Annotated in this window: 20 protein-coding genes, 1 pseudogene and 1 riboswitch; of the genes and pseudogenes, 16 read left to right on the top strand and 5 right to left on the bottom strand. The window is 46.2% G+C overall.

What is annotated here, in order from left to right; translation table 11 throughout:
- Window positions 1-30: 30 nt before the first annotated feature.
- Together ACVC7T_RS04920 and dnaX are read left to right on the top strand one after the other, a co-directional pair.
- Complete coding sequence (locus tag ACVC7T_RS04920) at window positions 31-528, top strand: GAF domain-containing protein (protein ID WP_105123559.1); 498 nt, start codon at window positions 31-33, stop codon at window positions 526-528.
- On the top strand, window positions 528-2,195 hold the full coding sequence (gene dnaX, locus ACVC7T_RS04925) for a DNA polymerase III subunit gamma/tau (RefSeq protein ID WP_105137415.1): 1,668 nt from the start codon (window positions 528-530) through the stop codon (window positions 2,193-2,195). The genes ACVC7T_RS04920 and dnaX overlap by 1 nt, the downstream gene beginning before the upstream one ends.
- Before the next feature lie 144 nt (window positions 2,196-2,339).
- Here the strand turns inward: dnaX and ACVC7T_RS04930 are convergent.
- Window positions 2,340-3,186, bottom strand: a pseudogene (locus ACVC7T_RS04930) (IS630 family transposase).
- A 149-nt stretch (window positions 3,187-3,335) separates the two neighbouring features.
- On the opposite strand from ACVC7T_RS04930, the gene ACVC7T_RS04935 reads away from it, so the two are divergent.
- Window positions 3,336-3,530 (top strand): DUF3272 family protein, encoded by a 195-nt coding sequence (locus tag ACVC7T_RS04935; protein WP_105123476.1) that lies wholly within the window; start codon window positions 3,336-3,338, stop codon window positions 3,528-3,530.
- On the opposite strand, the gene birA is transcribed toward ACVC7T_RS04935, so the two are convergent.
- Window positions 3,502-4,446, bottom strand: a complete 945-nt coding sequence (birA, locus tag ACVC7T_RS04940) for a bifunctional biotin--[acetyl-CoA-carboxylase] ligase/biotin operon repressor BirA (RefSeq protein WP_105161280.1) — start codon at window positions 4,444-4,446, stop codon at window positions 3,502-3,504. The two genes, ACVC7T_RS04935 and birA, sit on opposite strands and share 29 nt — an antisense overlap.
- 64 nt (window positions 4,447-4,510) lie before the next feature.
- On the opposite strand from birA, the gene ACVC7T_RS04945 reads away from it, so the two are divergent.
- The 10 genes from ACVC7T_RS04945 to ACVC7T_RS04990 all read left to right on the top strand — a co-directional run bounded on the left by ACVC7T_RS04945 (window position 4,511) and on the right by ACVC7T_RS04990 (window position 14,166).
- A complete protein-coding gene (locus ACVC7T_RS04945; RefSeq protein ID WP_447262564.1) occupies window positions 4,511-5,545 on the top strand; it encodes a M42 family metallopeptidase in 1,035 nt (344 codons plus the stop codon).
- A gap of 1 nt (window position 5,546) precedes the next feature.
- Window positions 5,547-6,287 carry a CBS domain-containing protein gene (locus tag ACVC7T_RS04950; protein WP_105161281.1) on the top strand — a complete coding sequence of 247 codons (741 nt, stop codon included), beginning with the start codon at window positions 5,547-5,549 and terminating at the stop codon, window positions 6,285-6,287.
- A gap of 12 nt (window positions 6,288-6,299) precedes the next feature.
- On the top strand, window positions 6,300-6,767 hold the full coding sequence (locus tag ACVC7T_RS04955) for a deoxycytidylate deaminase (protein WP_125265349.1): 468 nt from the start codon (window positions 6,300-6,302) through the stop codon (window positions 6,765-6,767).
- A gap of 932 nt (window positions 6,768-7,699) precedes the next feature.
- The gene (metK, locus tag ACVC7T_RS04960; protein ID WP_257104772.1) at window positions 7,700-8,890 is read left to right on the top strand and encodes a methionine adenosyltransferase; all 1,191 of its coding nucleotides are present in this window, start codon (window positions 7,700-7,702) and stop codon (window positions 8,888-8,890) included.
- 31 nt (window positions 8,891-8,921) lie between these two features.
- Complete coding sequence (locus ACVC7T_RS04965; RefSeq protein WP_306455679.1) at window positions 8,922-9,521, top strand: NAD(P)H-dependent oxidoreductase; 600 nt, start codon at window positions 8,922-8,924, stop codon at window positions 9,519-9,521.
- Between the two features lie 119 nt (window positions 9,522-9,640).
- A complete protein-coding gene (locus ACVC7T_RS04970) occupies window positions 9,641-10,900 on the top strand; it encodes a UDP-N-acetylglucosamine 1-carboxyvinyltransferase (protein ID WP_105110226.1) in 1,260 nt (419 codons plus the stop codon).
- 42 nt (window positions 10,901-10,942) lie between these two features.
- Window positions 10,943-11,515 (top strand): GNAT family N-acetyltransferase, encoded by a 573-nt coding sequence (locus ACVC7T_RS04975; protein ID WP_394732330.1) that lies wholly within the window; start codon window positions 10,943-10,945, stop codon window positions 11,513-11,515.
- Window positions 11,512-12,372, top strand: a complete 861-nt coding sequence (locus ACVC7T_RS04980; RefSeq protein WP_394719147.1) for a methionyl aminopeptidase — start codon at window positions 11,512-11,514, stop codon at window positions 12,370-12,372. The genes ACVC7T_RS04975 and ACVC7T_RS04980 overlap by 4 nt, the downstream gene beginning before the upstream one ends.
- 33 nt (window positions 12,373-12,405) lie before the next feature.
- Complete coding sequence (locus tag ACVC7T_RS04985; RefSeq protein WP_105110224.1) at window positions 12,406-13,329, top strand: YihY/virulence factor BrkB family protein; 924 nt, start codon at window positions 12,406-12,408, stop codon at window positions 13,327-13,329.
- 93 nt (window positions 13,330-13,422) lie between these two features.
- Window positions 13,423-14,166, top strand: coding sequence for a hypothetical protein (locus tag ACVC7T_RS04990; protein ID WP_105161286.1), 744 nt, complete (start codon window positions 13,423-13,425; stop codon window positions 14,164-14,166).
- A gap of 39 nt (window positions 14,167-14,205) precedes the next feature.
- Here the strand turns inward: ACVC7T_RS04990 and ACVC7T_RS04995 are convergent, their stop codons facing one another.
- A complete protein-coding gene (locus ACVC7T_RS04995) occupies window positions 14,206-14,643 on the bottom strand; it encodes a GtrA family protein (RefSeq protein ID WP_105110222.1) in 438 nt (145 codons plus the stop codon).
- Window positions 14,644-14,672: 29 nt separating this feature from the next.
- Window positions 14,673-14,770: riboswitch (PreQ1 riboswitch) on the top strand.
- Between ACVC7T_RS04995 and ACVC7T_RS05000 the strand changes: the two genes are divergently transcribed.
- The 3 genes from ACVC7T_RS05000 to ACVC7T_RS05010 all read left to right on the top strand — a co-directional run bounded on the left by ACVC7T_RS05000 (window position 14,771) and on the right by ACVC7T_RS05010 (window position 18,060).
- On the top strand, window positions 14,771-15,280 hold the full coding sequence (locus tag ACVC7T_RS05000; protein WP_394733172.1) for a QueT transporter family protein: 510 nt from the start codon (window positions 14,771-14,773) through the stop codon (window positions 15,278-15,280). It abuts the riboswitch before it with no gap.
- Window positions 15,281-15,473: 193 nt separating this feature from the next.
- The gene (locus ACVC7T_RS05005) at window positions 15,474-17,630 is read left to right on the top strand and encodes a Tex family protein (RefSeq protein WP_105123485.1); all 2,157 of its coding nucleotides are present in this window, start codon (window positions 15,474-15,476) and stop codon (window positions 17,628-17,630) included.
- Complete coding sequence (locus tag ACVC7T_RS05010) at window positions 17,617-18,060, top strand: SprT family protein (protein WP_105160853.1); 444 nt, start codon at window positions 17,617-17,619, stop codon at window positions 18,058-18,060. The genes ACVC7T_RS05005 and ACVC7T_RS05010 overlap by 14 nt, the downstream gene beginning before the upstream one ends.
- A gap of 30 nt (window positions 18,061-18,090) precedes the next feature.
- Here ACVC7T_RS05010 and ACVC7T_RS05015 read toward each other — a convergent pair whose 3' ends face one another.
- Both ACVC7T_RS05015 and recG read right to left on the bottom strand, forming a co-directional pair.
- Complete coding sequence (locus ACVC7T_RS05015; RefSeq protein ID WP_105160852.1) at window positions 18,091-18,516, bottom strand: NusG domain II-containing protein; 426 nt, start codon at window positions 18,514-18,516, stop codon at window positions 18,091-18,093.
- Between the two features lie 96 nt (window positions 18,517-18,612).
- The gene (gene recG / locus ACVC7T_RS05020; protein WP_447262565.1) at window positions 18,613-20,631 is read right to left on the bottom strand and encodes an ATP-dependent DNA helicase RecG; all 2,019 of its coding nucleotides are present in this window, start codon (window positions 20,629-20,631) and stop codon (window positions 18,613-18,615) included.
- Between the last annotated feature and the right edge of the window lie 25 nt (window positions 20,632-20,656).

Consider the following 20,656-nt stretch of genomic DNA (forward strand, 5'->3'; position numbering starts at 1 on the left):
ATGTTCTTCATTCTGTGCTATAATAATTCTATGAAAAATCAAGAAAAAATCGCACAGTATCAACTCTTGCTGGCTCAATTGGAAGCCCTCCTCGACGGAGAAACCAATGCGCTAGCTAATTTGTCCAATGCCTCGGCTCTGCTCAATCAAGCTTTGCCTCAATCTGTCTTTACAGGTTTTTACTTGTATGATGGGCAGGAATTGATTTTGGGGCCATTTCAGGGTGGCGTATCCTGCGTTCACATTGCCCTTGGAAAGGGTGTCTGTGGGGAATCGGCAGAGAAACGTCAGACCATTATCGTAGACGATGTCCGGACCCACGCTAACTACATCTCCTGCGATGCGGCAGCCATGTCCGAAATCGTGGTGCCTATGGTGAAAAACAGTCAGCTCTTGGGCGTTTTGGACTTGGATTCCAGACTGGTTGCGGATTATGATGCCATTGACCAAGAATACCTTGAGAAATTTGTCGCCCTCCTAGTGGACAAGACAAATTGGAATTTTGCTATGTTTGGAGAAAAGCGCTAATGTATCAAGCCTTATATCGGAAATACCGGAGCCAGACCTTTGAGGAAATGGTTGGGCAGGAAGTTGTGGCGACCACGCTCAAGCAGGCCATCGAACAGGAAAAAATCAGCCATGCCTACCTTTTCTCAGGCCCTCGGGGAACAGGAAAAACCTCCGCTGCTAAAATTTTTGCCAAGGCCATGAACTGTCCCAACCAAGTCAATGGCGAGCCCTGCAATGACTGCTATATCTGTCGGGCCATTACCGAAGGAAGTCTGGAGGATGTGATTGAGATTGACGCGGCATCCAATAATGGTGTCGATGAAATTCGTGATATTCGGGACAAATCGACCTACGCACCTAGCCTTGCGACCTATAAGGTCTATATTATCGACGAGGTGCACATGCTGTCGACTGGGGCCTTTAATGCCCTCTTGAAAACCTTGGAAGAACCGACCGAAAATGTGGTCTTTATCCTTGCAACGACGGAGTTGCACAAAATTCCAGCGACCATTTTGTCCCGGGTTCAACGGTTTGAATTTAAGTCTATCAAGGTGACCGACATTCAGGCGCATCTGGCGGCAATTTTGACCAAGGAAGGTCTTGCCTTTGACAGCCAAGCTCTGACTGTCATTGCCCGTCGGGCAGAAGGTGGGATGCGGGATGCCCTGTCAATCCTCGATCAGGCTCTCAGTCTCAGTCCCAATCAAGAAATCACCCTGGCTATCGCTGAGGAAATCACAGGCTCTATCAGTTTGAAGGCGCTGGATGACTATGTGACCAGCCTTCGTCAAGCAGATAGCCTAGAGGCCCTCAGTCACTTACAGACCTTGTTCGACCAAGGCAAGAGCATGAGCCGGTTTGCGACGGACTTGCTCCATTATCTGCGGGACATGCTCGTGGTTCAGACCGGTGGCGAGGATACGCACTTAACCGTAGGTTTTACGGAAAATTTGGCCCTGCCTCAAGCGCGGATTTTTGCAATGATTGAGCAGGTGACTAAGGGCTTGAGCGACATTAAGACCAGTCCCCAGCCCAAGATTTACGCAGAGATGATGACCATTCGCTTGGCTGAGGATAGTTCGTCTTTTTGGGAAATGGCAGAGCTACCAGACGATTTGGCCCAGCAATTGACCAAGCTCCAGCAGCAGGTGGCAGACTTGCAGCAACAATTGGCTAATTTATCTAGTCAGCCTGTCCAAGTCAAGCCGGTTTCCCGCAAGCCACAGGCACCTAAGAAATACAAATTAGACACCAGTAAGGTTCATGCTATTTTGCAAGAGGCCATGGAAAATCCAGCTCAGGCGCGTGAAAATTTGACCCGCCTACAAAATGCTTGGGGCGAGATTATCGAGAGTTTGTCTGGTGCAGACCGTGCCTTGCTAGTCGGTTCACAGCCGGTTGCTGCCAATGAAAATCACGCAATTTTAGCCTTTGAGTCCCCGCTTAATGCTGAACAAACCATGAAACGGGACAATCTCAATACCATGTTTGGCAATATTCTCAGCAAGGCTGCCGGATTTTCACCGCAAATCTTGGCCATCGCCCACGAAGATTGGTTGTCCATTCGGGCGGAATTTTCAGCCAAGGCCAAAGGAGCCAAGGCGCAAACTGTTGAGAAAGAAGAAAGCCCCGTGCCAGAGGAATTTGGATTTTTGGCAGACACAGTGGAAATTGTGGAGGATTAGAACTTCTCTGCTATATAAAAAAAATCAATCAAGGCAGTCTATCATTTTGTTGCCGTGATTGATTTTTGTTTCTTCTTACGATTTGGTTTTTACAAGTTTATCGTTTTCCATGATAAAGAGCTGAGCAGTTTCTTGGTTGTATAATTAATTGAAACAAGAACAGGACAAAAATACCTCAGAAAAGTATCGCAATTTGGCAATACTTTTCTGAGGTATTTTTTAATTTGAGCCCATGTTTTCTCAATGGGATTATACTCAGGTGAGTAAGGAGGAAGTGGTAAAAGTCTATGACCCTGCTCCTTGCATAACTCTTTTAGCTTACTCATCCGATGAAACCTTGCATTGTCCATAATGATAACAGATGGTCTATCTAAAGTGGGCAGTAAGAATGTTTTAAACCAAGCTTCGAAAAAGTCACTAGTCATGGTTTCTTTGTAGGTCATTGGGGCTATAATCTCACCGTTTATAAGACCTGCGACTAAAGATATCCGCTGGAATCTTCTTCCAGAGACCTGACCAGTGATCAACTGACCTTTCAAAGATCGACCATATTCTCGATGAAAATATATCTCAAACCCTGTCTCGTCAATATAAACAGGTGTCAAGTGACTTAAGTTATTAAATTCTTTAAGGAACTGATTTACTTTCTCAGGATCTTGTTCATAGTAGGTACAGCTCTTTTTTTTCGAGTATAACCCATAGCTTTGAGAGCGTAATGAATAGCTGTTGGATGACAACCAAATTCAGAAGCTATTTCAGTCAAAAAAGCATCTGGATGAGCTTCAAGATAGTTCTTTAATTTTTCTCTATCAACTTTTCTTGGTTTGGTTCCCTTAACTTGGTGATGAAGCTCGCCAGTAGTCTCCATTAATTTTAGCCATTGATAGATGGTGTTGCGTGAAATATCGAAAACAACAGATGCTTCAGTAATACTGCCTGTTTTCTCACAGTATGCGAGAACTTTTTTACGAAAATCTAATGAATATGCCATAAATACATTATACCACAAATGTACTGTTTTTGTTTCATTGTGCTATAAAAATTCAATGTCGGGCTGTGCAAATTGGAGATTTTTGACATGAAAGATGTTTGTGACACAAAAATCAGCCATTGTCTGAATTTTTTGCTATAATCTATTGTATGAAACTATCACATTTTCTATTTTTAGCATTGACTACGATTTTAGCGACTTATTTTATGAATGCCTCGATTTTGGCTGGGGATTTTTTGATTGCGGGCATCTATGCCTTTATCGTCATCCGCAACCTTCATTTTGCCTATAAGGTTACGCAATTCATACGCCTCTTTAATGGTCCGTCCAAGAAGAAAGGCTGATTTCTCCGCTAGAAATCATTTTGGCCTTGCCATTGTCCAGTTGAATGACCAGGTTTCCAGTATCGGTAACGGCGATGGCTGTGCCCTTGAAAGTCACATTATTTTCGACAAAGCTCACTTGTTGGCCAACGACAAGTGATTTTTCTTTATAGAGGGCAATCAATTCCCGCTCATCTGTGTGGAAGAAGGCCTGCCAGATGGCTGTGATGAGTTGATTGCGGGTAAAGGGGGGGTGGTCCTCAAAGAGATTTCCTGCTGTTTCTTTCAACTCTTTTGGAAAATCATCAATATGCACGTTGATGCCAACGCCGATGATGACGTCTGTAATGGTCTGACTTTCCATGGAAGAAATGGCTTCGGTCAGGATGCCAGCGACTTTTTTCTTGCCCAGATAAATATCATTGACCCACTTGATTTGCACGTCCAAGTCGCTCAATTCTTGGATAGCTTTCACAACCGCGGCTGCCACCAAGATGGTGTAGGGCTTGAATTCCAAGAAGGGAACATTGGGTGATAGTCTGAGAGACATATAGATGCCACCGGATTTTGAGGCGTAAAATGGGCGCCCGAACCGCCCCTTGGCCTTGTTTTGATGGGGAGCCAGATAGAGGGCAGGGCTGGGGTGACCGCTTTCGATACCTTGTTTGGCATCTAATTGGGTAGAGTCGCTATCGCCCTTGATGTAGACAGGAATCTGCAAGGCCTCAGCAATCACATCGGGCAAGAGCAAATCGCCTTCCACCAGCTTGTAACCTCGATTGCGGGCAGCCTCGATGGTCAATCCATGCATTTCCAGCTGGCGAATAGCTTTCCAAACCGAAGTCCGAGAGACCCCCAATTCTTGAGCAATTTCTTCACCGCTGATATAATCCTGTCGCTCGACCAAAAGAAGATAAATTTTTTGATAGGTTTTCATGCTTTCATTATAGCAAAATAAATGGCTAAAAGTGGTATAATAGTCTTACAAACAGGAGGTTTCCATGCAAACAGTAGATTATATTGTAAAATTAACCAATACACCGTCGCCAACGGGCTTTACGACGGACATTATGAACTATATCAAGAGCGAGGTCGAGTCCTTCGGCTATCAGGCGACCAAGACTGCTAAAGGCGGCATTCTGGTTTCGGTGCTGGGGGAAAGTGACCAACAACACCGCATTGTCACTGCTCATCTAGACACACTCGGAGCAATGGTTCGGGCCATTAAACCAGACGGTCGGATTAAAATGGATTTGGTGGGAGGATTTGGCTACCCTTCTATTGAAGGTGAAAACTGCCTGATTCACTGTGCGAAAAACGGCAAGGTCTTTACGGGGACCATTCTCATGCACCAGACTTCTGTCCATGTCTACCACGATGCTAATACCGCTGAGCGCAATCAGACCAATATGGAAATCCGACTGGACGAAAAAGTAAGCTCTGCGGATGAGACGCGCGCTTTGGGTATTGAAGTCGGAGATTTCATTTCCTTCGATCCGCGTACGGTAGTTACAGAGACTGGCTTTATCAAGAGCCGCCATTTGGATGACAAGGTTTCGGCAGCCATTCTCATCAACCTGCTCAAGACCTACAAGGAAGAGGGTATCACCCTGCCTTATACCACCCATTTTTATTTTTCAAACAATGAAGAAATCGGCTACGGTGCCAATTCTAGCCTGCCAGATAAGGTTGTAGAGTACCTAGCGGTTGATATGGGAGCGATGGGAGACGACCAGCAGACGGATGAATATACGGTTTCTATCTGTGTCAAAGATGGCTCCGGTCCTTATCATTATGAATTGCGTCAGCACCTCGTTTCCTTGGCTGAGAAGGAAAACATTCCTTACAAATTAGACATTTATCCTTACTATGGTTCAGATGCTTCTGCGGCTATGCGAGCAGGTGCAGATGTTAAACACGCCCTGCTGGGTGCAGGAATTGAGTCCAGCCATTCCTACGAGCGTACCCATTTGGACTCTGTGCGGGCGACTGAGCGTATGGTCGATGCCTATCTCAAATCGCACATGGTAGATTAACATGAGTGAAACACGTTTTTTACAGCTCTTTAATGACTTGGATAAAATCTTGCGCAAGGTCTGCAAGGTTCCAGATGGTGAATACGCCGACGTAGCATCCATGCTTGCCAAGGCCAAGGAACTCAGCCCTCACAACCCAGTCGAGGCCAACTGGGACAAGCTCTATGTAGCTCGTCAGCTCCGTAATCTCTTGGTCCATGAAAATCGCACCAATTTGCAGGAGGTGGCCCAGCCTTCGCAGGAGTTGATTGAGGTTTTGGAAAAGGTCATCGCCCAGTATCAAGAACCCATGACGATTGGTAACTTTTTGCGCCAGATTGAGAAAGTTAAGCCCGTTACCTTTGAAGGCTCTGACAAGCTGATTAAGGCCTTGGAAGTAGTGGACAGGGAGCATTTTTCAAAATTTCCTATCTTCGCTCAAAATACCTATCAAGGCTTGGTTTCGGACAAGGGATTGACCAACTGGCTTGCCAAGGCTAGCAAGGAGACAGGCTCTATCCGAGAAAAATTGGAACGGGCCAGCCTAGCGGATGTCCTAGCCTGTGAAGATGACAGTATTCGCGTGGTGCAAGTCTCTGCCAAAACCAGCCTTTATGAAGTGATGAGCCAATTTGAAAGCCGCAAGCGGACGACCATCTTGGTCAGTCTCCAAGGTCATGGCAATATTCAGTCTCCAGAAGATCTGATTGGTATTATCACGGCGCAGGATTTGGCGGCAATTTACCGGCTGTTGGATGAATAGAAAGGATAAGTTATGTCAACAAATCGTCTAGCTTGGGATGAATATTTTGCGTCGCAGGCGCTTTTGATTGCCAATCGTGCTACCTGCAAGCGTGCCAAGGTCGGTGCGATCTTGGTCAAGGACAATAAAGTAATTGCGACAGGCTATAATGGTTCGGTTTCTGGTACAGAGCATTGTTTGGATCAAGAATGCCTGATGATTGACGGTCACTGTGCCCGAACCCTCCACGCAGAAGTCAATGCGATTTTGCAAGGAGCAGAGCGAGGTATCCCCAAAGGATTTACTGCCTATGTGACACATTTCCCCTGCCTGAATTGCTCCAAACAGCTCCTGCAAGTGGGCTGCAAACGAGTGGTTTATATCAATGAGTACCGTATGGACGACTATGCCCACTATCTCTACAAGGAGAAGGGCTGTGAACTGGTTCATCTGCCATTAGAAGACGTCAAACAGGCCATTCAAGATGCAGAATTTATATAGAAGAGGAAGAGTTTGTAGACAAAGTCTCCTTTCGGACTTTCCTGAGGTGATGTCGGACGGTAGTAAACTTTCTTGTTTCTGGGTTTACTCCTCAAACAGTCTCCCAGACTGTCTAAGCACAGCGGAAAGTCTCGGTTTAGACTCGCTCAGCTCGCAAAATAAATCAAATTTAATTTTTTCTTAGCAGAGCTACTCAGTTTATTTATTTAGAGTATAGTCTGTCTACGTTCTGAGAGTTGTAAGGATGCAACTCTTTTTTTCGATTTATTCGTTAAAAAGGTCACGTTTTGGTAAGAAATGTGCTATACTAGAGGGGTTATTAAGTCCCGAAAAGGCAGTCTGAACACTGGTTAATGATTTGTAGCAATGTAAATCATCTTCCTTGCTCGATTTCAAAGAAATCTCGCAAAGAACCAGTCGTTTACGACTGGTTCTTTGTAACTTTTTAACCCGCTAAGAAAATTTCTGTCGCAAGCTCCGTATTTTCTACGGAAGCCACTATCCTGCGGTCTTTCTAAGCGGCTTACTAACTTCTCCAAGAAAATAATATCGATTTTCTCGGATTCGTGTCGTAACCCGCTAAGAAAATTTCTGTCGCAAGCTCCGTATTTTCTACGGAAGCCACTATCCTGCGGTCTTCCTAAGCGGCTTATTAACTTCTCCAAGAAAATAATATCGATTTTCTCGGATTCGTGTCGTAACCCGCTAAGAAAATTTCGTTGAATATGCGACGAAGTCGCAAGGGGATAGTTTCCGCCGTGGTGAAAGTCATAGAATGTTTACATTCTATGACTAGGGCTTGGCAAGACTTAGGTTTGCCAAAAAGAAATGGAACTCCGCAGGAGATCGCTTTCGGCCTGCACCACTTCAGGAAACTATCGGAAAACAGAAATTCTTAGCAAACAAGATTTATTTAAAAGGGGGACATTTTTATGTCAGAACGTAAGTTGTTTACGTCTGAGTCAGTTTCGGAGGGGCATCCGGATAAGATTGCTGACCAGATTTCAGATGCTATTTTGGATGCTATTTTAGCCCAGGATCCAGATGCCCACGTGGCAGCAGAGACAGCTGTTTACACAGGTTCTGTCCATGTGTTTGGCGAAATTTCGACCACAGCCTATGTGGACATTAACCGCGTGGTGCGCGATACCATTGCTGAGATTGGCTATACCAAGGGCGAATACGGTTTTGCTGCAGAATCAGTCGGGGTGCACCCGTCATTGGTGGAGCAATCACCGGATATTGCGCAAGGGGTTAATGAAGCCTTGGAGGCACGTCAAGATGCTAGTCAAGATCCACTGGATTTGATTGGGGCGGGTGACCAGGGGCTCATGTTTGGTTTTGCAGTAGATGAAACGCCTGAATTCATGCCATTGCCAATTTCACTGAGTCATCAGTTGGTTCGTCGCTTGGCAGAGTTGAGAAAATCAGGCGAAATTGCTTATCTTCGTCCAGATGCCAAGTCTCAAGTAACTGTTGAGTATGATGAAAATAATCAGCCTGTTCGTGTTGATACAGTAGTTATTTCGACCCAGCACGACCCAGAGATCAGTCAAGAACAAATTCGTCAAGATGTGATTGAGCAGGTCGTTAAAGCGATTATTCCGGCAAATTATCTGGATGATCAAACTAAGTTCTTTATCAATCCTACAGGGCGCTTTGTGATCGGTGGTCCGCAAGGTGACTCTGGTTTGACTGGTCGTAAAATCATTGTGGATACCTATGGCGGTTATGCTCGTCATGGTGGAGGTGCCTTTTCTGGTAAAGATGCGACCAAGGTTGACCGTTCAGCATCCTATGCAGCCCGTTATATTGCCAAAAATATTGTCGCGGCAGGATTTGCCAAGAAGGCAGAAGTCCAGCTAGCCTATGCTATCGGTGTGGCCCAGCCTGTTTCTGTCCGTATTGATGCCTTTGGCACCAGCATTGTTTCTGAAAGCAAATTAGAGGCAGCTGTGCGTCAGATTTTCGACCTGCGCCCAGCGGGAATTATCCAAATGTTAGACCTCAAGCGTCCGATTTATAAGCAGACGGCGGCTTATGGACACATGGGACGGACAGACATTGATCTTCCGTGGGAACGACTGGATAAGGTGGATGCTTTGAAAGAGGCCTTGGCCTAGTTGATAGGGAGGTCTTGTGATGAAAAAAGCCCTGATTGTATTTGCCCATCCTCGAAAAGAAAGTTTTACCCATGCCTTGGTGGCGCGGGTTGAGCAGGCTTTACGAAAAAATGGGATAGAAGTGACTGTACGTGATTTGTATGCTCTGGGTTTTGATCCTGTATTGCGTGGAGAGGATGCCATCCATATTAAAAATGGTCAGTTTGTTCGCGATGCAGCTGCCTATCCAGCTGATGTTCAAGTTGAGATGGACTTGATTGCGGAGAGTGATTTGCTGGTTTACATTTTTCCGTCTTGGTGGAATGGGATGCCGGCTATCATGAAAGGCTACGTTGACCGTGTTTTTCAGCATGGATTTGCCTACAGCTTTGAATCCGATGAACCGCGCCAGCTATTTTCCACGAAAAAAGCCATGTTCTTTACTCCAACAGGGCAACCGCAGAATACAGATGGCAGCTTGACACCGATTGACCAAGCCATGAAGTTTTTGACCTCTGATTGGCTCTTCAATAGCAATGACGCCCAAGTTCTTGGCCATGTTTTTTATGGCCGTGTGCCTTATTTGACACGGGATGAATTGGAAGTCTACTTGCAAGATGCAGAAGAGCGTATCCAGAGAATATTCGATTAAAGCAAAGGGGGCCTGCAAGGGCTACCCTTTTCATTTCAAATAACTAGCATTTTCACTAAGCTTGTGGTAAAATAAAACGTATGCCTTTTTGGGCAAAGTTAGAAATGAGAAATTCTAGTATGAGAAAAATTGTAATTCAAGGTGGGAAACCTTTAAAAGGGACTGTTACAGTCAGTGGTGCTAAGAACTCTGTTGTAGCATTGATTCCAGCCATTATTTTATCGGATGGGATTGTAACTCTGGATGGTGTGCCAGCTATTTCCGATGTAGATAGTTTGATTGATATTATGGAGACTATGGGGGCAACGGTCAAACGTGACGGCGAAACTCTTGAGATTGACCCGCGTGGTGTGCAAGATATGCCCATGCCTTTCGGGAAAATCAATAGTCTGCGGGCCTCTTATTATTTCTACGGTTCGCTGTTAGGTCGTTTTGGACGGGCAGTGGTCGGTCTACCAGGTGGTTGTGACCTGGGGCCTCGTCCCATTGATTTGCATCTGAAAGCATTTGCTGCTATGGGCGCTGAAACGACCTACGAGGGCGAGTATATGCGTTTGGCGACGGATGGTTCTCGTATCCGTGGGGCTCATATCTTTATGGATGTTGTCAGTGTTGGCGCGACTATCAATACCATTTTGGCGGCTGTCAAGGCTGAAGGGCGGACAGTTATCGAAAATGCGGCGCGTGAGCCAGAAATCATTGACGTAGCAACTCTTTTGAACAACATGGGAGCCCATATTCGCGGTGCTGGTACAGACATCATTACCATCGAAGGTGTTGACCGTTTGAATGGTACCCGTCACCAAGTCATTCCTGACCGGATTGAAGCAGGTTCCTATATCGCACTTGCAGCAGCAGTTGGGGAAGGTATCCGCATTGACAATGTGCTCTACGAACACTTGGAAAGTTTCATTGCCAAATTGGAGGAAATGGGCGTTCGGATGACTGTTTCTGAGGATAGCATCTTTGTTGAAAAACAGGAGCAGCTTAAGGCAGTCAGCATAAAAACAGCGCCTTACCCAGGCTTTGCGACGGATTTGCAGCAACCCATTACCCCACTCTTGCTCAAGGCAGAGGGGACTGGGACAATTACCGATACAATCTATGAAAAACGTGTCGGACATGTTCAGGAATTGTCAAATATGGGTGCCAAAATCATGACCCGCAGCAATCACATTGCCTTTGAAGGTCCAAACAATTTGGTTGGAGCGCCTGTTAAAGCAACGGATTTACGTGCAGGTGCGGCCATGGTCATCGCTGGTTTGATGGCACAAGGGCGGACAGAAATCACCAATATTGAATTTATCCTTCGGGGCTATTCCAATATTATCGAAAAACTAACAGAACTGGGTGCGGACATCCAGCTAGTAGAAGAATAAAAGAAGGAGGCTGGAAGTCATTCCAGCCTCTCAAGATAGATGATGACTATATGGATGGGCTTGGCAGCGACTGCCAGATTTGAAACAGAACGCCTCATCTTACGGCCTTTTCGCTACGAAGATGGGGATGATTTTTACCAGATGGTTTCTAAGCCAGAAAAGATTCCTTTCATTTTTCCGGCTTTGCCCGACAAGAACTTGGCAGTAGCGACCATGGTGGAGAAATTTATGCGCCAACCCTTGGGCAACTGGGCTTTGGTGGACAAGGTTTCCCAGCAGCTAATCGGTGCGCTCTGTTTTGAAAAAATGGACGAGAGCAAGCTGACTGCGGAGCTCAGCTATTTCCTTAAAAAAGAAAAATGGAGGCAGGGTCTGATGACGGAGGCCGTGCGCAACCTGGTCTTTTTGGCCTTTTATGAATTGGGCTTGCGTGAGCTGACCATCATCACCCATCTGGAAAATGCTGCTAGTCAGGCTGTGGCCAGAAATGCTGGCTTTGTGCAGGTTGACCACTATCGCGGGAGTGACCGTTATAGTCACAAGACGCGGGACTACCTGAAATTTAGCTTGAAAAAAGCAGACTTTAGATTAGAAATCAATGAGGAGAACCAATGATTACCATTAAATCACAGCGTGAAATTGATGCCATGAATCGTGCAGGAGACGTCTTGGCTGGAGTGCATATCGGATTGCGTGAGCTGATTAAGCCGGGCGTAGACATGTGGGAAGTAGAAGAATATGTCCGAAAGACTTGTAAGGAAAAGAATGTTTTGCCCCTTCAAATCGGTGTAGATGGCGAAATCATGGACTATCCTTATGCCACTTGTTGTGGTCTTAATGACGAGGTGGCTCATGCCTTTCCGCGTCATTACAAACTCAAAGAAGGCGATTTGCTCAAGGTGGACATGGTTCTGAGTGAGCCATTGGACAAAGCAGTTGTCGATGTGTCAAAACTCAATTTTAACGATGTAGCAGCCATGAAGAAAATCACCCAAAGCTATCGCGGTGGTGTGGCGGATTCTTGCTGGGCTTACGCAGTTGGTCAGGTGTCCGAAGAAGTGACCAAGCTGATGGAAGTGACTAAAGAATGTCTCTATCGTGGAATGGAGCAGGCTGTTGTTGGCAATCGGATTGGTGATATTGGCGCGGCGATTCAAGAATATGCCGAAGGTCTCGGCTATGGTGTAGTCCGTGACTTGGTTGGTCACGGGGTTGGTCCAACCTTTCACGAAGAACCAATGGTGCCTCACTACGGAATTAAAGGCCGTGGTCTCCGTTTACGCGAAGGTATGGTCTTGACCATCGAACCTATGATCAATACAGGTACTTGGGAAATTGACACCGATATGAAAACAGGTTGGGCTCATAAAACTTTGGATGGCGGTTTATCTTGCCAATACGAGCACCAATTTGTCATCACCAAAAATGGTCCTGTTATCTTGACCAGTCAAGGCGAAGAGGGAACTTATTAAACAGACTCATGCTATAAAAAAGGGGGAGAGAGGATGAAGAAGGAAACACTTTTTGAGAAGGTCAAGTCCTTTTTCGGGTCCTTCTTTTCTTTTTATCGATCAGCAGAGGTGGATTTGACCAGTGTAGCAGTGGCCTATTATTTGCTGATTTCAGGCTTTCCCATTTTGCTGACTCTGGCTAATCTGCTGCCCTACTTTCCCTTTGATGTGGAAGAAATCCTGGCCATTCTCAAAGAATTTATTCCAAGTCAGTTTTCTGGGACAGTTTTGCCAACGGTGCGGTTGCTCCTGACCCAACGTTCCTCCTCTTGGTTGGGAATTTCAATTATGACAACGCTCTGGACGGTCTCTAAGAGCATGATGATTTTACAAAAGGCGGTCAACAAGGCCTACGGTGTCACAGACCACCGCAATGTGATTCTTGCACGGATTGTAGGTGTCTTGATGGGGCTTGGTCTCCAAACTATTCTCATTTTGTCCATTACGCTCTTGACCTTTGGCCAAGCCATTGTCCAATTTATCCGGTCCAATCTGGGTATTGACAATGATTGGTTGCTGGGGATTTTTAGCCAGGTCCAGTGGATTGCTTATCTAGCCCTGGCGGTTAGTTTGATTATGTTTTACTATGTTTTACCCAATGTAAAAATTCCCAAGCTACGCTATGTTTTGCCAGGACCTGCTTTTGTTCTGGGAGTCTTTATTGGTCTGGGGAATATGTTGGCGACCTATGTTCAGCGTTCGGCAGATAAGATGGTCGATGTCCGCCTGGTGACTAGTTTGGTCTTTCTGGTTGTCATGATTTGGTTCATTCTCTTGAGCCATCTTCTCATAGTGGGAGCAGTTCTCAATGCCACTGTCCAGAGCAGACAGGAGGGCGAATTTGAACAGCGTTCGGGAGATATGAAAGAAACCTGGAAGGCCCTGAAAAGATTTTTTACAAGAAAGCAGAGTACATGACCAGCGAGAGTTGGTCTTTTTTGGTGCGTTTTTCTGGATTTTATGAATAATTAGTGATATATTTGTAAAAAAAGTTGGATACAGGAGGTTGATATGAAATTTAGCCGAATTTTATTTTTATCCTTGTTCAGTTTGATTCTTGTAGCCTGCGGGCTTAGTCAAGGTCAGAATTCTGCACAATCATCAGATTCTGAAGCTGCTGTTACTGGGACTTCAAGCAGTGGAGCAGCTGAAACTTCTAGTCAATTGCCTTCAAAGCAAGCATTAGAGGCTGACCCCACACCCTTGGATATTGCGAGTGTAGTCAATCCTGCAAATTTGGGTCAGAATCTGTCAGACGGAGGCTATGTTTTTGTTTTTCGCTATACAGGGGCTGGCGGAGAGCGGACAGCAGTTCCGGAGAATCTACAAGGTCAGGTTATCGATGATGGCCAGCGGATTTCTGATTCTAGCGTAGAAAAGATGGGACTCTATGGGCAAAAATACCGGGATTTAGGGGTAGAAGCTGACCATATCCTTACTTCTGAATATTACTTCGTCTGGCAGCATGCCCAGGCTGCATTCGGGGATAATTTGGAAATCAATCGAGATTTGACAGGGTCCTTGAATTTTTCTGACGATCAGGAATTGGAGCAATCCTTACAAAACTTGCGGAATCGGACCATTCAAGTCCCTGAAGCTGGAAAATCAACGATTTTATTTACCCACCAGGGCAAGTTTGACAAGGCCTATGGCTACTATATTCCAGCAGGGACGACCCTGGTATTCAAGCCGGATGGCAGCAACCAACCCAAGCTCATTGCTGTTTTGACTTTTGAAGAGTTTTTGAATGTATAAATTAGATACTTAAAGCAAATAGGTTTGGACCCGCCAAACCTATTTTGTATTTTTAAAAATAAATAATTTACTAAGGACATAGTTGAGGACGATGACCAAGACCTGCGAAAGAGCAGTTGCGATAGCATTGACTTTTTGAATGTCCTGTTGAACAAATTGTCCGATGATGTGAGGGAATTTTTCGACTAGGAAATAGGCTAGAGCCATATCGAGGACCAGGGTAGAAATACGGGCACCGATAAATTTGACTAGCCGTCCCTGCCAACCATTTTTTTCCTGCTTGAAGACATAGCGGTCATTGGTCCAAAAGGCAAAGAGAATGGCAACTGTGTTGGCAATCAGAGTGACCATTAAAATGTTGGGCCAGATGTAAAAGAGGCTGGTTCGCGTGATGATATAGACCAGGGTTGCGGCGACGCCTGCGATTAGATAGAGGATGACTTCATTTTCTAAGAATGTTTTTACTAGTTTTTTCATAAGAACTAGTCTATCATTTTTTTGAAAATTATGCTATACTGGAAAACGTTGTAAATACAACCCTTGGGACTTGCTCACTTTACCCAAGCATATTTCAGGCGGTCAACCCGCTAAAGGAGAATTTTTTATGAAGACATCTACCTTTTCTGTCAGAGATCTGGCAGAGATTGCTATCGTTGCGGCCATTTATGTGGCTTTGACCCTCACACCACCCTTGAATGCTATATCCTTCGGTGCCGTTCAATTTCGGATTTCAGAAATGCTGAATTTTCTAGCCTTTTATAATCCTAAATACATCATCGGAGTGACCATCGGTTGCATGATTGCCAATCTGATTGGCTTTGGGGTCATTGATCTATTTGTTGGTGGTTTTTCAACCCTTATCTTCGTGACACTTGGTGTGAAATTATTTTCAAAATACAAGGACCAATATCTTTTCAATGGTTTGATCAATAAGGCTTTCCTCTATTTTTCCTTGTTTTTCTCATTTACCATGTTTACCATTGCTTTAGAGCTAAAGTTCTTGTACGATTTGCCATTTTTCCTTACCTGGTTGACAACAGCGGCTGGGGAATTGGTTTCGCTCTTGGTCGGGGCAGTCATTATGGATAAATTGGCTAAGCGATTGAATTTGTAACAGAACGAGTTAATGTGAGCAGGGTCTGGACTGAAGTCCAGGCTCTTTTTGCATGTAAGATAGAATGAGCTCATTTAGTTAATCAAAGACAATAGGATTTTCTGGACTATAGCAATAAAAATTGCTCCGCAGACCGGATCTTTGGCTCTCTTTTTGAGCTGTTCAGGTCTTTTTTCATGGTATAATAGAGCTTATGGAAGAAAAATACATGAAGATTGCCCAAGAATTGGGTGTAAGTTTGAAACAGATTGATACGGTATTGACCCTGACAGCTGAGGGCAATACCATCCCCTTCATCGCTCGTTACCGCAAGGAAGCAACGGGTAATTTGGACGAGGTTCTTATCAAGGCTATTATTGACCGAGATAAGGCTTTGACGGCTTTGGCTGACCGCAAGGCGACGGTTCTGACCAAAATTGAAGAGCAGGGCAAGCTGACTGACCAGCTCCGTCAGGCCATTGAAGAGGCTGAAAAGTTGGCGGACGTTGAAGAGTTGTACCTGCCATATAAGGAAAAACGTCGGACCAAGGCGACGGTGGCGCGTGAGGCTGGTCTCTTTCCACTGGCACGCTTGATTTTGCAGTATGGTGCAGACTTAGAAACTCAGGCGGCAAGCTTTGTCACTGAAGGCTTCGATACGCCGACCGCTTGCTTGGTCGGTGCAGTGGACATTCTCGTGGAAGCTCTGGCTGAGGACGCCAAACTCCGTTCTTGGGTCTACCATGAAATCCTGACCAATTCCAGACTTATATCAGAAGTCAAGGACCAGGACAGCGATGAGAAGGCTGTCTTTGAAATCTACTATGAATTTGCCGAGAAAATTGCGAAGATGCAAGGCTATCAGACTCTTGCCATCAACCGCGGTGAAAAATTAGGCATTCTCAAGGTCGGTTTCCAGCACAATCTGGACAAGATGATCCGCTTTTTTGAATTGCGCTTTCCGCAGCAAAATGCCTATATTCAAGAAGTTATCAGTCAGGCCCTGAAAAAGAAGATTATCCCAGCTATGGAGCGCCGTATTCGTACGGAATTGACTGAGCAGGCGGAAGAAGGGGCCATCCAACTCTTCTCGAAAAACCTCCGCAACCTGCTTTTGGTTTCACCCCTGAAGGGCAAGGTAGTCCTCGGCTTTGACCCTGCCTTTCGTACAGGGGCAAAACTAGCGGTCGTTGACCAGACAGGAAAACTCCTGACGACACAGGTTATTCACCCCGTCAAGCCGGCCTCACATGCTCAGATTGCCCAAGCCAAGCAGGATTTGGCGAATCTGATTGGTCAATACCAAGTCGAAATCATTGCCATCGGAAACGGTACGGCCAGCCGCGAATCAGAAAGCTTCGTTGCTGATTTGCTCAAGGACTTCCCACAGGTCTCCTACGTCATCGTCAATGAAAGCGGAGCCTCAGTCTACTCTGCCTCCGAACTGGCCCGTCAGGAATTTCCAGACCTAACTGTCGAAAAACGCTCTGCTATTTCCATCGCCCGCAGGCTCCAAGACCCGCTGGCTGAGCTGGTCAAGATTGACCCGAAGTCCATAGGTGTCGGCCAGTACCAGCACGATGTTAATCAGAAACTTCTGTCCGAGAGTCTGGATTTTGTCGTCGATACGGTGGTCAACCAAGTCGGTGTCAATGTCAATACGGCTAGTCCCGCCCTCCTTGCCCATGTGGCTGGTCTCAACAAGACCATTTCGGAGAATATCGTCAAGTACCGCGAGGAGCATGGCGCTCTGACCACCCGTCAAGAGCTCAAAAAGGTGCCGCGTTTGGGCGATAAGGCTTTCGAGCAGGCGGCTGGCTTCTTGCGTATTCCTAACGGCACTAATCTTTTGGATAATACTGGCGTGCATCCCGAGTCTTACAAGGCTGTCGAGAACTTGCTTGCTCATCTAGCTATCGACCACTTGGACTCTGCTGCGCAGGAAAAATTAGCGACGGTGTCAGTTGCGGACATGGCTGAAACCTTGGGCATCGGTCAGGAAACACTGAAAGATATTATCGCAGACTTGCTCAAACCGGGGCGGGATTTACGGGATGATTTCGAGGCCCCTGTTTTGCGTCAGGATGTCTTGGATGTCAAAGACTTGAAAGTCGGTCAAGAATTGCAGGGAACGGTCCGTAACATTGTGGACTTCGGTGCCTTTGTCGATATTGGTGTCCATGAAGATGGGCTTATTCACATTTCCCGCATGGTCAAACGTAAGCGTGACGGCAAAGGTCGTCTTATGGCGCAACCTCACCCGAGTGAAATCCTTGCGGTCGGCGAAATTGTCACTGTCTGGGTGACAGAAGTAGATATAAAACGCAACCGTATCGGTCTGAGCCTCTTGAAACCTCATGGACTTGACTAAGTACGTAGAGCTGGTATCCAGAGAGGACTTCGGCAAGGAATTTCGTCATGTAGCCATCTGGAATCGCCGTCTGCGCTCGACAGGCGGACGCTTTTTCCCGCAGGATGGGCACTTGGACTTCAATCCCAAGCATCTGGAAGAGTTTGGTTTGGAGGTCTTTCGGCAGATTGTCCGCCACGAGCTCTGCCATTATCATCTCTATTTTGCGAAAAAGGGCTATCGCCACGGGGATAGGGATTTTCAAGAACTCTTACAGGCTGTCGATGGACTTCGTTATGCACCTAAATTGGCACAAGCGCAGAAACCAAATCCCCGCTACAGTTGCACGGCCTGTGGTCAAGTCTACATGAGAAAGCGCAGGATTGACCTCAAGAAATACAGGTGCGGCAAGTGCAGGGGGATGCTAAAACAGCTAAAAAACGAATCATGATAGTTTCGTCATCACGATTCGTTTTTCTTTTTATAGGGGTAAAATCAATTCTTCCTCTGTAGGTTCGCCCCCAACGGCCTTGATTTCAATCATGAGGTTGTGGGGCAGGCAGACGGAGAGTTGACCGGGTTTGCTAATCCAGCCTGTCATGACGGCAATCTGATCCGGGCTATTGTCTTCCTTGACCCGGATACTCTGACCGTCGACTTCGATGATATTGTATTGGCCAGGATTGGGATAATAGGTGATTTCCTGGTGTTTGGTATCGGCAGCTAGTTCAAATTCATCCACGACCTCGCCGTTGATGCGGACATAAGCAATGATTTTTGCTTCTTGTCCCTGCTCTGATAGCTCTGCATAGGTGAGGATAGCAGGTGTGAAGGACAGAACCAGGGCCAGTCCGATGAGCAGGTAGTCGAATAGTTTTAGCTGCTTGAGAATAGTCTTGAACGTCATAGCTCTATTGTATAGAAAAAATCCAGCTTTGTAAATTGCTGGATTGATTTTATTCTGGGGGACAGCTTTATAACTGAGTAGCTGACTTGATGATGCCTAATCCAACTCATTTTTCATATCCAGGTGTTGGGCTAGGATACTCCAGCTTGGGTTTTCTTGCCAGTTGGCTTCAGCGGTAATTTGGCTAGCCAGGCGCCTAGCTTCTTCTAGGATAGGATAGTCATCAATGATATTGGCAACCTGAAATTCTGGCAGACCGGATTGGCGGGTACCAAAGATCTCACCAGAGCCCCGCATTTTCAGGTCTGCTTCGGATAGGACAAATCCGTCCGTAGTTTCTGTCATCAGTTTCATCCGTTCCTTGCCGGACTCGGTTTTGGGATTGGCGACCAGGATGGCGTAGGATTGCTTGTCTCCCCGACCCACCCGGCCCCTCAGCTGGTGGAGCTGGCTGAGACCAAAACGATCCGCATCCATGATAACCATAATGCTGGCATTGGGAACATTGACACCAACCTCGATAACCGTTGTTGAGACCAGGATATCTGTTTTTCTTTCCTTGAAAGCCTGCATGATACTATCCTTTTCCTCGGAGGACATCTTACCATGCAGGAGGTCAATTGTGGTCTTCGAGCCGAAATAGTCCCTCAATTCCTCCGTTAAGGCAACCGCATTTTTCAAGTCCAGGGCTTCGGATTCCTCAATCAAGGGAGAAACGAAGTAGACCTGGCTTTCTTTTTTTAGCTCCTTTGTCATCCAATCCAGTACAACTGGTAGCTGCTGGTGTTTGACCCAGCGCGTGATAATGGGTTTTCGTCCGGCTGGAAGTTGGTTGATGATGGAGACGTCCATATCGCCAAAGGCTGTGATGGCTAATGTCCTTGGAATCGGTGTAGCCGTCATCATGAGAACATCTGGATTGCTCCCTTTTTGACGGAGGAGTTTTCGTTGCTTGACCCCAAACCGGTGTTGTTCGTCTGTGATGACTAAGCCTAATTTATGATAAGTGACTGCATCCTGAATCAAAGCATGGGTCCCGACGATCAAGTCGACCTGATTTTCCTCGATAGCCTTGAGCGCGGCCCGTCTAGGGGCAGCCTTCATTTTACCGGTTAACAGGGCTATGGACAAGTTGGGAAAGAGTCCCTGTAGGCTTTGATAATGTTGCTCGGCTAGAATTTCCGTTGGAACCATGAGGGCAGATTGAAAGCCAGCTGTGTGAGTGGCGTAGATGGCCAAGCCTGCCACAACCGTTTTTCCGGAACCGACATCACCTTGCAGCAGCCGATTCATGTGGCGACTGGATTTCATATCTTCTAAGATATCCTCCAGGACCTGATTCTGAGCCTGGGTCAGAGAGAAGGGGAGGGCCTGGATGGCTTGCTGGACAGCTGGTTGGTTAAATGGAATGGCTAGTCCCTTAGATTGGTCACGGTTTTGCGCCTTGAGTTGCTGGAGCTGTAGCTGGAAATAGAAGAGTTCTTCAAATTTAATACGGCGCAGGGCTTGTCTATACTGGTCTAAGTCTTCTGGGAAATGCATGGCCCGAACAGCGTCGACCCGTCCCATGAGCTTATAGCGTTCCAGTATAGGGCTGGGGAGATTCTCAGTCAGGAGGTCTAAATAGCCTAGGTCCACGGCGGACTTGACCAGTTTAACCAGCTGGGTCTGGCTAATTCCTTGAGCGACATGATAGACAGGCTGCAAATCATCTGCTTGCTGGGACAAGATTTTCATTCCAGTCAAGCTAGCCTTGGCTTTATCCCATTTACCCCAAATGACTATATCTTGTCCTACTTCCACCTTGTCGGCCAAATAGGGTTGATTGAAAAAAGAAACGGCTACCACCACCTGGTCCTGCTTGATAGAAAAACGAAGGCGGTTGCGTTTGAAGCCATAATATTGCACATTGGCTGGAGTGACGACCTGCCCCATAATCACAGCCTTTTCGCCGTCCATAAGCTCTAAGATAGATTTTGTCTCGTAATCTTCGTAGCGGAAGGGATAGTAGCACAGGACATCTTCCACGCTATAGAGGTCTAGTTTTGTAAATTTCTCTGCTGACTTGGGTCCAATTCCAGGCAAGACAGACAGTGGGTCCTTCAAGTGTTTCATGCTTGTATTATAGCAAAAGTTTGAC

The sequence above is a fragment of the Streptococcus sp. P25B114 genome, assembly GCF_053010325.1.

What these genes read in the sequence shown, in the direction of transcription:
- ACVC7T_RS05015 (WP_105160852.1), bottom strand. Translation starts at nt 18,516, where the DNA reads ATGACGTTCAAGACTATTCTCAAGCAGCTAAAACTATTCGACTACCTG.
- ACVC7T_RS04980 (WP_394719147.1), top strand. Translation starts at nt 11,512, where the DNA reads ATGATTACCATTAAATCACAGCGTGAAATTGATGCCATGAATCGTGCA.
- ACVC7T_RS04935 (WP_105123476.1), top strand. Translation starts at nt 3,336, where the DNA reads ATGAAACTATCACATTTTCTATTTTTAGCATTGACTACGATTTTAGCG.
- ACVC7T_RS04955 (WP_125265349.1), top strand. Translation starts at nt 6,300, where the DNA reads ATGTCAACAAATCGTCTAGCTTGGGATGAATATTTTGCGTCGCAGGCG.
- recG (WP_447262565.1), bottom strand. Translation starts at nt 20,631, where the DNA reads ATGAAACACTTGAAGGACCCACTGTCTGTCTTGCCTGGAATTGGACCC.
- ACVC7T_RS04995 (WP_105110222.1), bottom strand. Translation starts at nt 14,643, where the DNA reads ATGAAAAAACTAGTAAAAACATTCTTAGAAAATGAAGTCATCCTCTAT.
- ACVC7T_RS04920 (WP_105123559.1), top strand. Translation starts at nt 31, where the DNA reads ATGAAAAATCAAGAAAAAATCGCACAGTATCAACTCTTGCTGGCTCAA.
- ACVC7T_RS05005 (WP_105123485.1), top strand. Translation starts at nt 15,474, where the DNA reads ATGGAAGAAAAATACATGAAGATTGCCCAAGAATTGGGTGTAAGTTTG.
- ACVC7T_RS04945 (WP_447262564.1), top strand. Translation starts at nt 4,511, where the DNA reads ATGCAAACAGTAGATTATATTGTAAAATTAACCAATACACCGTCGCCA.
- ACVC7T_RS04950 (WP_105161281.1), top strand. Translation starts at nt 5,547, where the DNA reads ATGAGTGAAACACGTTTTTTACAGCTCTTTAATGACTTGGATAAAATC.
- dnaX (WP_105137415.1), top strand. Translation starts at nt 528, where the DNA reads ATGTATCAAGCCTTATATCGGAAATACCGGAGCCAGACCTTTGAGGAA.
- ACVC7T_RS04990 (WP_105161286.1), top strand. Translation starts at nt 13,423, where the DNA reads ATGAAATTTAGCCGAATTTTATTTTTATCCTTGTTCAGTTTGATTCTT.
- ACVC7T_RS05000 (WP_394733172.1), top strand. Translation starts at nt 14,771, where the DNA reads ATGAAGACATCTACCTTTTCTGTCAGAGATCTGGCAGAGATTGCTATC.
- ACVC7T_RS04985 (WP_105110224.1), top strand. Translation starts at nt 12,406, where the DNA reads ATGAAGAAGGAAACACTTTTTGAGAAGGTCAAGTCCTTTTTCGGGTCC.
- ACVC7T_RS04975 (WP_394732330.1), top strand. Translation starts at nt 10,943, where the DNA reads ATGACTATATGGATGGGCTTGGCAGCGACTGCCAGATTTGAAACAGAA.
- birA (WP_105161280.1), bottom strand. Translation starts at nt 4,446, where the DNA reads ATGAAAACCTATCAAAAAATTTATCTTCTTTTGGTCGAGCGACAGGAT.
- ACVC7T_RS05010 (WP_105160853.1), top strand. Translation starts at nt 17,617, where the DNA reads ATGGACTTGACTAAGTACGTAGAGCTGGTATCCAGAGAGGACTTCGGC.
- metK (WP_257104772.1), top strand. Translation starts at nt 7,700, where the DNA reads ATGTCAGAACGTAAGTTGTTTACGTCTGAGTCAGTTTCGGAGGGGCAT.
- ACVC7T_RS04970 (WP_105110226.1), top strand. Translation starts at nt 9,641, where the DNA reads ATGAGAAAAATTGTAATTCAAGGTGGGAAACCTTTAAAAGGGACTGTT.